The sequence below is a fragment of the Roseofilum halophilum BLCC-M91 genome (assembly GCF_030068445.1).
In the GTDB taxonomy this organism is placed as follows: Bacteria; Cyanobacteriota; Cyanobacteriia; order Cyanobacteriales; family Desertifilaceae; genus Roseofilum; species Roseofilum halophilum.
Genome location: NZ_JAQPOK010000094.1, coordinates 33,354 through 42,905, shown reverse-complemented (window position 1 = coordinate 42,905; position 9,552 = coordinate 33,354). Strand labels below are relative to the sequence as shown.

Annotated in this window: 8 protein-coding genes and 1 tRNA gene; 5 read left to right on the top strand and 4 right to left on the bottom strand. The window is 45.0% G+C overall.

The window, feature by feature from the left end; all coding sequences use genetic code 11:
* Nucleotides 1–63: 63 nt before the first annotated feature.
* Nucleotides 64–684 (bottom strand): transposase, encoded by a 621-nt coding sequence (locus tag PJF56_RS13015; RefSeq protein WP_283763110.1) that lies wholly within the window; start codon nucleotides 682–684, stop codon nucleotides 64–66.
* An 85-nt stretch (nucleotides 685–769) separates the two neighbouring features.
* Nucleotides 770–955, bottom strand: coding sequence for a hypothetical protein (locus PJF56_RS13010; RefSeq protein WP_283763109.1), 186 nt, complete (start codon nucleotides 953–955; stop codon nucleotides 770–772).
* A gap of 127 nt (nucleotides 956–1,082) precedes the next feature.
* Here PJF56_RS13010 and upp point away from each other — a divergent pair, with 127 nt between their 5' ends.
* Nucleotides 1,083–1,715, top strand: a complete 633-nt coding sequence (gene upp / locus PJF56_RS13005) for a uracil phosphoribosyltransferase (protein ID WP_283763108.1) — start codon at nucleotides 1,083–1,085, stop codon at nucleotides 1,713–1,715.
* Nucleotides 1,716–1,995: 280 nt separating this feature from the next.
* A complete protein-coding gene (locus tag PJF56_RS13000; protein WP_283763107.1) occupies nucleotides 1,996–5,118 on the top strand; it encodes an ATP-binding protein in 3,123 nt (1,040 codons plus the stop codon).
* Between the two features lie 21 nt (nucleotides 5,119–5,139).
* Here PJF56_RS13000 and PJF56_RS12995 read toward each other — a convergent pair whose 3' ends face one another.
* Both PJF56_RS12995 and dprA read right to left on the bottom strand, forming a co-directional pair.
* Nucleotides 5,140–6,027, bottom strand: coding sequence for a WD40 repeat domain-containing protein (locus PJF56_RS12995; protein WP_283763106.1), 888 nt, complete (start codon nucleotides 6,025–6,027; stop codon nucleotides 5,140–5,142).
* Between the two features lie 238 nt (nucleotides 6,028–6,265).
* Nucleotides 6,266–7,411, bottom strand: a complete 1,146-nt coding sequence (gene dprA / locus PJF56_RS12990; protein ID WP_283763105.1) for a DNA-processing protein DprA — start codon at nucleotides 7,409–7,411, stop codon at nucleotides 6,266–6,268.
* A gap of 90 nt (nucleotides 7,412–7,501) precedes the next feature.
* On the opposite strand from dprA, the gene PJF56_RS12985 reads away from it, so the two are divergent.
* From PJF56_RS12985 to PJF56_RS12975, 3 genes are all read left to right on the top strand, one after another.
* A tRNA-Thr gene (locus PJF56_RS12985) sits at nucleotides 7,502–7,573 on the top strand.
* A 102-nt stretch (nucleotides 7,574–7,675) separates the two neighbouring features.
* Nucleotides 7,676–9,070 carry an NCS2 family permease gene (locus PJF56_RS12980; protein ID WP_283763104.1) on the top strand — a complete coding sequence of 465 codons (1,395 nt, stop codon included), beginning with the start codon at nucleotides 7,676–7,678 and terminating at the stop codon, nucleotides 9,068–9,070.
* 96 nt (nucleotides 9,071–9,166) lie between these two features.
* A complete protein-coding gene (locus PJF56_RS12975; RefSeq protein ID WP_283763103.1) occupies nucleotides 9,167–9,544 on the top strand; it encodes a DUF1823 family protein in 378 nt (125 codons plus the stop codon).
* Nucleotides 9,545–9,552 lie beyond the last annotated feature (8 nt).

The window sequence follows — 9,552 nt, the reverse complement described above, 5'->3', positions numbered from 1 at the left end:
TCAAACCCGCCCCTACATCAAACCCGCCCCTACATCAAACCCGCCCCTACATCAAACCCGCCCCTACATCAAACCCGCCCCTACAATGGGATTATTTGGATTTTCCCGATCTTCTGACCACCGCATCGGGTTTTCGACAATGTAACGGCGGATGCTCTCTAAGGATTCCTCATTACGAATAATATGTTCGTAATAATTTCGCTGCCACACCGGTACTCCTGGATTCTGCCGCAATTCATTGATACGTCGTGCGGAAAAGGTTTTAAATGCCCGCACAATTTCCGGTAATCCATGCCGTTTTGATGCCCTCTTGGTTTTCGTTGGTTGTTCTGTCGGTGTGCCTGTAGGGGCAGGTTTTACATCAGGGTCGGTTGTAGGGGCGGGTTTGAAACCCGCCCCTACAATCAAACCCGCCCCTACATCATCATGCAAAACGATGATGGCGTGGATATGATTTGGCATAATCACAAACACATCCAATCCCAGATGATCGTAATGATCCGCCAGGCCATCCCACACCGCCTGAACAATTTCACCATAGGGATTCAGATGCATCTGCCCATCGATAATTTCGCCAAACAGACAAACCCGATCTTTTACACAAATGGTGACAAAATAGGCCCCGGATCGCGTGTAATCGTAGCCTTGCAGCCGCATTAATTTTCTTCGCCGAACACTGGTCATATCCCCAATTCATTGAAATTCTGGCTAATCTTTGCCATCTAATGTAACTTCAGTTTCCATATAGGGGTAGGTATTTAAGGAAGATTCAAGGCCAATTATCCTCTTCCATCAAATTCAACCTCAGTTCCTGTATAGGTTTACGGAATGCATATCGCGATCGCCGTAAATCTTCCATGTCATTCAACCTCAGTTCATCCATAGGGGTAGGGGCAGGTTTGAAACCTGCCCCTACCATGTTGTTTCCTTGCCAGTCTATTAGAGATTGAAACATGGACTCAATGGTAACCATGGATACGCCATAATTCAACGGGTACAGCTTATACTAATCAACTGCTCACTCTTACCTAGGGCTGTTTTCGACGGTTTACTCATTACTCATTACTTCTGACTCATTGCGAATGTCCAGCATTACCATTATCAATCATCCCCTCATTGCCCATAAACTAACCCTTATGCGTCGTGAGGAAACCAGTACAGCCAAGTTTCGTTCTTTGCTCAAAGAAATCAGCCTCTTACTGGCCTATGAAGTGACCAGGGATTTACCCTTAAAATCAGAAGAAATCCAGACTCCTTTAAGGGTTATGCAAGCGCCCGTTTTAGCGCCAGAAAAGAAAATGGTAGTGATTTCCATTATGCGAGCCGGACAAGGTATTTTAGATGGAATGTTAGAATTAATTCCTTCGGCACGGGTAGGACATATTGGCTTATATCGTGACCCTAGAACCTTAATTCCGATTGAGTATTATTTGAAAGTTCCCCATGATGTAGAAGAGCGAGATATGTTTATTGTCGATCCCATGTTAGCTACCGGTAATACGGCCGTTGCTGCTATTGGTCGCTTAAAAGAACTTAACCCAACATCGATTAAATTTGTGTGCTTGTTAGCTGCTCCTGAAGGATTAGATCATGTTCAAGAAGAACATCCAGATATTCCGATTTATACCACTGCCATTGATGAAGGCTTAGATGAGCATGGATACATTTTACCTGGCTTAGGAGATGCTGGCGATCGCCTCTTCGGAACCAAGTAAATATCGATCTTTCAGGAACAGATCGCTTAAAATGTACCAAGCTATTTTTCCTGTAACTTTGTAGCCTATACAACAAAGCAAACGAGTAGATCGAACCCAAAATAAAAAAATAGGCTAGAATAGGCTGGTTAAATCCTGTATTTTTTGTATCCCATATTACAAATCATTTTGGAGGTGAGTTAGTGTTTTTATCCTTTCCTCAGCCTATTTTGCCTGGTTCAAACAGCTTAATAATCCCTTAAACTTAAGACACGGATTGTCCAGATCATTCTTCAGGTTTATGCTGAAAACCTCCTTACCCATTACTCATCGGCCTAAACTGCCCTTACGGTGGGTTCTGGTCATTCCATTTACGATCCAACTCTTTGCGGTAGTTGGATTCACCAGTTGGTTAAGTCTACGCAATGGAGAGCAGGCGGTTAACGACTTAGCCCGTCAGCTCCGCAATGAAGTCGTGGCTCGCATTGAGCAAAAACTGCTGGTTTTGATTGAAACCCCGATTCGAGTGAGCAAAAATAATGTGGACTCCATTCGGCTGAATTTGCTCGATCTGGAGGATATCTCCACCCTAGAAGTCCATTTCTGGAACCAACTCTATCAGTTTGAGGAGTTAGCGTTTATTGGTCTAGAAACGGCAGATGGCCATTTAGTCGGCGCTGAACGGCAAGTAGACGGAGAGATTACCCTAACGGTGGCTACTGCTGAAACCAATTTCTTGGCCGAGCAGTGGCAAACCAATGACAAGGGAGAGAAAATAGAGAAGTTGCGATCGCTGCTCAATTTTCATTTACATCTTCCCTATCAGCTCCCCCCAACCAAACCCGCAGACTCTCTCACCTGGAACGATATCCATGTTCTGCAAACCAGTCAACGGGCGGTTCTGTCCACCTATCATCCCCTTTATGACTCCCAAAATCGGCTCCTAGGCACGATCAGCGTCGATTTGGCTCTCGACCAAATTAATGATTTTCTGGGCGACATCAAAATTGGCCAAACCGGAGAAACCTTTATCCTCGATCCCTCCGGGGCATTGATCGCATCTTCAGGCGATCTCCCCTTCTCTGAGGAAAATGCCCATCTAACCTCTCTGAGTGTAGAAAAAGCCATCTATAGCCCTTCTGCCCTAGTTCGAGAAACCACTCAATATTTAATCAACCATTTTGGCTCCTTAGCAGACATCAACCGCACCCATCAACTGGATTTTTCCCTAGAATCTCAAAAGCAATTTGTACAAGTCACGCCCCTCAATAATGAATTTGGCATCAATCTCCTGATTGTGGTTGTGCTTCCAGAATCGGATTTTATGGGCCAGATCTATGCCCATACCCAGCAAACCATTATCCTTTGTCTCCTCGCCTTAGTCGTGACCACAGGGTTTGGAGTCCTCACCGCCCAATGGATCGCCCAACCCATTCTCCGTCTGTCCAGAGCATCCGAGGCGATCGCCAACGGCAATTTCGATCGCCAAGTCAACTTTAAAAATATTAAAGAATTAGATATCGTTTCTTCTTCCTTCAACCAAATGGCCGGAAAAGTCAAAGCCTTGGTTGATTCTTTACAGCAAGAAAACGAAAAACTAGAAAAACAAGTCCAGCAACGGACGCAAGAAATTGAGCAGCAAAAAACATTTTTACGTCTCATTATTGACACCGATCCCAATATCATTTACGTCAAAGACTGGGAAGGACATCTCGTTTTAGTCAATCAAGCCCTAGCCAATTTATTTAATACCCCTATTCCAGAAATCATTGGCAAAAACCAAGCAAAATTCATTCATAACTCAGAAGATCTAGAGCAATACCGAAGACATGCCCGTGAAGTCATGATCCAACAAGTGCCCAAAGTCTTTGAAGAACGATTCACAAAACCGACAGGAGAAGAAATTTATTTTCAAAGTATTAAGCTCCCTTTAGGAAGTCAAGAAAATGGTCTCCCCTTAATGTTGGTCGTTAGCGTAGATATTACCAATCATAAACAAATCGAAGAACATCTAAAAACCGCCAAAGAAGCGGCTGATGCTGCCAATCAAGCCAAAAGCGATTTTCTGGCCAATATCAGCCATGAATTACGCACGCCCCTCAATGGTATCTTAGGCTATGCCCAAATCCTACAACGGGCCCATGACTTAAATCAATATCGTAAAGGAGTCAACGTCATTCAACAAGCTGGTTCCCATCTTCTGAACCTGATTAATGATATTTTAGATCTCGCTAAAATTGAGGCCCGTAAGCTAGAACTCTATCCTAAACATTTCCATTTAAACTCATTCTTATTGAGTGTCTCCGAAATTATTCGGATTCGGGCAGAAAATAAGGGCATTGAATTTTATTATATGCCTGGGAAAAATTTACCCCATAGTATTGTAGCGGATGAAAAGCGTCTGCGCCAAGTTTTGATTAATCTATTAGGAAATGCTGTTAAATTTACGGAAAAAGGATCGGTGACCTTTTTGGTAGATAGCAGACGATCCTCTAATTCTAATGCAGTGAATCTCAGATTTGAAATTCAAGATACAGGGGTAGGAATGACACCAGAAGAAGCGGAGAAAATTTTCATGCCTTTTGAACAAGTGGGCAGTCACTCTAAACGCTCTGAAGGCACAGGATTAGGGTTATCCATTTGTCACCAAATTCTACAGATGATGGGCAGTCAAATTCATGTCGAGAGTGTTTTAGGAAAAGGCAGTACCTTTGGGTTTGAGCTAGAATGTCCCATCTCTAGTGACGCTTCACAATCCGGTAGTGCTTCAAGCTCTGGACAAATTGTGGGTTATCGAGGTAAACGGGTAAAACTGATGATTGTTGACGATCATCAAGTGAATCGCTCCGTTTTAACTGACCTTTTAAGGTCTTTGGGGTTTGAAATTATCGAGGCCGAAAATGGGCAGGCAGGTTTGATTTTACTGGAAGAATTAAAACCAGATTTGATCGTTACTGACTTAATGATGCCAGAATTGAGCGGTTATCAAATGGCTGAGACCATCCGTCATTTACCCGGTTATCAATCTTTTCCCATTATTGGTTCATCAGCCAGTGTATCTCCAGAGGAGCAAGATCGGGCAATTATGGCAGGTTGTGATGAATTTTTGCCTAAACCGATCGATCTAGAAAAGTTGTTGGCTTGCTTGCAAAAGTATTTACATTTAGAGTGGATTTATGAACTCATCCCCGATCCAGAATCAGTTTTAGAAGAGCATAATGTATCCGTGGTTTATCCGTCGCCTGAAGAATTAAAACATTTGTATAAAGCGTCTAGAATTGGAGATATTGAAGAGATTGAATATCAAGCCCAATTATTGAAAGAGACCAACCAAGAGTATACTTATTTCGCCGATCGCATTCTCAAACTGACTGAAGATTTTGACGATCGAGGGATTGTAAAAATTCTGGAACAATTGATGTAGACGTAAAACGCAAAAGGTAAACTAAGGCCGGTTAGCCGTAAATCTCAAAGGATTAGGAAACCGCCACAGTACAATATAATTGGGGTCAACGTCAGCTAAAAAGCTGCCCTTAGAGGTGGAAGCGATCGCTCCACAAAGCTGACCCTGAAATCCGTCTATCTGTCTACGGTTGTGTGTATTTAACCACCGAGATAAATTTTCACAAACCCGATCCGTTGGGCGATCGCTGACACTCCAGGGATCTTCAGCCAGATTAGAGCCTAAAAAATCCCCAGTCAGTGGATTCCAAAAATGGACAATATCGCGATCGCGATACCGAGTAACCAGCACTCGACCATCTTCACTATAGGCAACGTCCACCTCCGAGTGCATCGGCGTACTAAATTCTCGTCTTTTTTTACCCGTATTTAAGTTCCAAATCTCTACCGTACCATCTTCATTACCACTGGCAAAAGTTTGTCCGTGGGGACTCACCGCTAACGAATGTATTTCACGATCCGTATAAATGGTCATTTTTAGCCGTAACATAGCTAAATTCCAAATTTTAATCGTTTTATCCATACTGCTACTGACAAACGTGCGACCATTGGGACTAAACACCACAGAAGTTACTTTTGCCGTATGACTGTGCAAACTGCGAACCACTTGTTGCGCTCTGATATCCCATAAATGCACGATCGCCTCTTCGCTACCCCCCACCACAAAATCTCCGGTCGGACTAATATCTAAAGCCGTAATCGTTTGCTCCTGCTTAGGCAGTCTTCTCCAGACCATGGGTTCTGCCATCACAGCATAGGATGGAGTTACGGAGGTAGCCTTCTCTTCGACTGTTGTAGAATGAGCAGGTTGCCAAGCCGTAAGGCTGGTTGAGAGACTGAAAATAAGGGCGAGAATAGTAGAAGCTTTCATAATATCCAATCAAAACATTGTTTCCAAGGGTTTCTGAAACCCTCAATCTATCCATTACGATAAAAGGCAAAATCCTTAACGGTTCCGGAAAAACTGACAGTATAAGGTTTGGCATAGTTCCACGGACATACCCTTGGGGCCAGTTGTTCCTAGCTCACTGTGCCGTCAGAGCTACCTTTCAGAGAAATCAGAGACAGATCGGGAAAATTTCTCAAATCTGCATTGGTATAGGACAGTTTTAACGCTGGTATCGCATTCCGGGTAACTGGGAGACCAATCCGAGTAGCTCTAATTCAATTAAAGTCGAGGAGACTTCTGCCGAACTTAAGCCGCTTTGGGCTACGATCGCATCCAGGGAAGTCGGTTCCATCTTCACTGCCTCCAATACCTTTTGTTGCAATGGGGGTAACGAGGGCATCGGTGCAGGTGCAGGAGCTGGAGGGAACAGGGATAGCTGTTGAGTCGGTGCTGTTTCCCTAGGAATGGCCGGATCGAGTTCCGGAATCTGGGATAAAAGTTCTAATAAATACCCTTCATGGATCAACACTTGTGCCCCTTTACTGATTAAACCCAGACATCCTTTAGAATTGCGATCGTCAATGCGACCGGGCAATACATAAACATCCCGACCAAATTCATTCGCTAATCGGGCTGTAATCAAGGCTCCTGACTGGGTTGGTGCTTCAGTCACTAATACTGCTCGACTCAAGCCCGCTATAATCCGATTGCGTTGGGGAAAATGGGCGCGGTTGGGTTGGACTCCCGTGGGATATTCACTCACGGCTAACCCTTGTTCGAGGATCTGATGATAAAGGGATTGATTGCCTGGAGGATAAATAATATCAACTCCCGTTCCCAAAACGGCGATCGTCCGTCCTCCCCCTTCTAAACAACCCCGATGGGCTTGAGTATCAATGCCTTGAGCCATGCCAGAAACAATCGTAAATCCCCGTTCTGCTAACTGTCTACTGAGGCGATAAGTCCATCGTCTGCCATAGTCGGTGGGTTCGCGAGTGCCCACAATGGCTACTGCGGGCCGGAGTCCCTGATTGTCTTCTGGTTCCACTATGCCCCGATAATATAATACCGGTGGCGGATTGGGGATTTCCAGTAATAAGCGAGGATAAAGGCGATCGCTCGGAGTCCAAAACTGAGGATTTGTTTGTAAATGCTGCTGCAAAAAGGCGATCGGATCGATCCCTTGACGATAGCGCACCCAGGATTCTGCGGTTTTGAGACCCACACCTTCCACCCCACTGAGAGCGATCGCCTCTGCCTGCCAAGCTGCGGCCAAGCTACCAAAATGCTCCTCCATTCGTTGTAACAAAATCGGCCCCATCTTTGGGAATTGCGACCAGGCCAACCAAAACGCACGTTCTGTCATCCAAAGTTGAGTTTAAAGCTTTTCTCTTCCGTAGTCCCTCTAGATTCTAGTCTAAAATCTAGGCATGTGCTATAGTACAGGATGGCAATTGCCGATGTAGCTCAGTGGTAGAGCAACCGATTCGTAATCGGTAGGTCGTGAGTTCAAATCTCATCATCGGCTTTTCTAGGGATTCCTGACAGCCCTGTTTTTTGTATTCCCTGTTGCTCATTGGGAGGAGCGGGGGGTGGTATGGTGTGGCAAATGGTTTAGTTTTGAACACTTATGAATGAAGACCAGGAACGCCCTCAGTCTACTTCCTTATCGTTAGAACAAAAGATAGGTGAGTTCTTCCAATGGAAGGCCTTAAATACGAGTTGGGGCACAGAAGTATTGGCTGGAGCAACGACGTTTATTACGATGGCCTATATTTTGGTGGTCAATCCGGATATTTTGTCGAATGCCATTTTTTTACAAGAAAGTCGGGATTTATTCGGAGAATTGGTGATTGCCACGGCATTTTCGGCAGCGATCGCCTCTTTAGTGATGGGATGTTATGCCAAATACCCGTTTGCCCTCGCTCCAGGCATGGGATTGAACGCCTATTTTGCCTTTTCTATTGTCCTCAGATTGGGGATTGATTGGCGGGTTGCCTTAACAGCAGTGTTTCTGGAAGGGCTGATTTTTATTGCCTTAACTCTCTTTAATATTCGCGCTCGCATGGTGACGGCTATTCCAGCTTGTATCAAACACTCGACTGCGGCTGGGATTGGTTTATTTATTACTTACATCGGGCTGAAAAATGGTGGCTTAATTGTGGCCAATGAGGTGACCACAACGGCTTTGGGGGATTTGAGTAACCCAGTCGCCTTAATCGCCATTTTTGGGATTATAATCACCTCGGCGTTTCTGGCTCGGCGTATTCGTGGGGCCCTATTGTTAGGAATTTTGGCCACGGCAGTTTTGGCTTGGATTTTGGGTGTTGCCCAGCTACCGACTGGTATCCTGGCGATTCCCCAATGGCCGAGTGATTTGTTTGGTCAAGCGTTGGTGGGCTTGGGAAACCTGAATCAAATTCCGTTTTGGGAACTGTTGGCGATTTTGTTTGTGCTGCTGTTTGTAGATTTATTTGATACCGTAGGAACCTTGGCGGGTATTGGCATGAAAGCGGGTTTAATTAATGACCGGGGGGAATTGCCAAGAGCCAGTCAAGCATTTATGGCTGATGCGGTGGGCACGACGGTAGGGGCGATTTTAGGCACGTCAACGGTAACCACTTATATTGAGTCGGCTTCGGGAATTTCTGAAGGGGGGCGATCGGGGTTTACGGCTGTGGTGACGGCTGCATTGTTTGCCCTGTCGATTTTCTTTATTCCCCTCATTTCCGGTATTCCCCCCTTTGCCACTGCACCCGCATTGGTGATTATTGGAGTGCTGATGATGGGAAGTGTACGGTCAATTCATTGGGACGATCCGGCCGAGTCTATCCCTGGGTTTCTGACGCTGGTGTTTATTCCCCTGAGCTTTTCGATCGCCGAAGGTTTGGCGATCGGATTTATCACCTATCCTTTACTCAAATCGTTTCAAGGCAAAATGCATGAGGTTCGCCCGGCGGTATGGGGAATTGCGGCTATCTTTACCTTGCGGTTTGTATTGATGGGGTTACATATTGGAGGCTAGGGTTTGAAAATTTCACTAATTACCCAGAGGTAAACGACGAGGGGTAAGAGGTTATAATTGGACTTGTTCACTCCATCTTAGATCGAGACTCCAATGATGTCTAATTTACCTGAGCTGACGGACGAAACCATTTGGGCGATCGTGGATGAAACCCTAGAAGATAGCCTAGACGATCGAATCGTCAATGAATTAGTGTGGCACTATTTGGGCTATCGTTATAATGCAGATAACCAAACTTGGGATATCAGCCAAGTAATGGATGATTGGGGGGAAGTGTATCCTGAACCCCCTGATTTCATTGCTTCCCGTCCAGCTACCCTCAAACTAACTCGCTCGATTCCCCCAGAAAATAAACAACTTCTGAAACAAGAATTAGGATTTAAGGGATATAAAATCGGTGAGTTTGGGCCACGACAAACTCGCCGAGCAACGATCGCCAATTGGTTACTTAGTTATCGTCACCTTCATCCGTAAAGATATAA

Bases quoted from the DNA above. Each gene is read 5' to 3' on its own strand.
- PJF56_RS12980 (WP_283763104.1), top strand. From the start codon at position 7,676: ATGAATGAAGACCAGGAACGCCCTCAGTCTACTTCCTTATCGTTAGAA.
- PJF56_RS13000 (WP_283763107.1), top strand. From the start codon at position 1,996: ATGCTGAAAACCTCCTTACCCATTACTCATCGGCCTAAACTGCCCTTA.
- PJF56_RS13010 (WP_283763109.1), bottom strand. From the start codon at position 955: ATGTTTCAATCTCTAATAGACTGGCAAGGAAACAACATGGTAGGGGCA.
- upp (WP_283763108.1), top strand. From the start codon at position 1,083: ATGTCCAGCATTACCATTATCAATCATCCCCTCATTGCCCATAAACTA.
- PJF56_RS12975 (WP_283763103.1), top strand. From the start codon at position 9,167: ATGTCTAATTTACCTGAGCTGACGGACGAAACCATTTGGGCGATCGTG.
- PJF56_RS13015 (WP_283763110.1), bottom strand. From the start codon at position 684: ATGACCAGTGTTCGGCGAAGAAAATTAATGCGGCTGCAAGGCTACGAT.
- dprA (WP_283763105.1), bottom strand. From the start codon at position 7,411: ATGACAGAACGTGCGTTTTGGTTGGCCTGGTCGCAATTCCCAAAGATG.
- PJF56_RS12995 (WP_283763106.1), bottom strand. From the start codon at position 6,027: ATGAAAGCTTCTACTATTCTCGCCCTTATTTTCAGTCTCTCAACCAGC.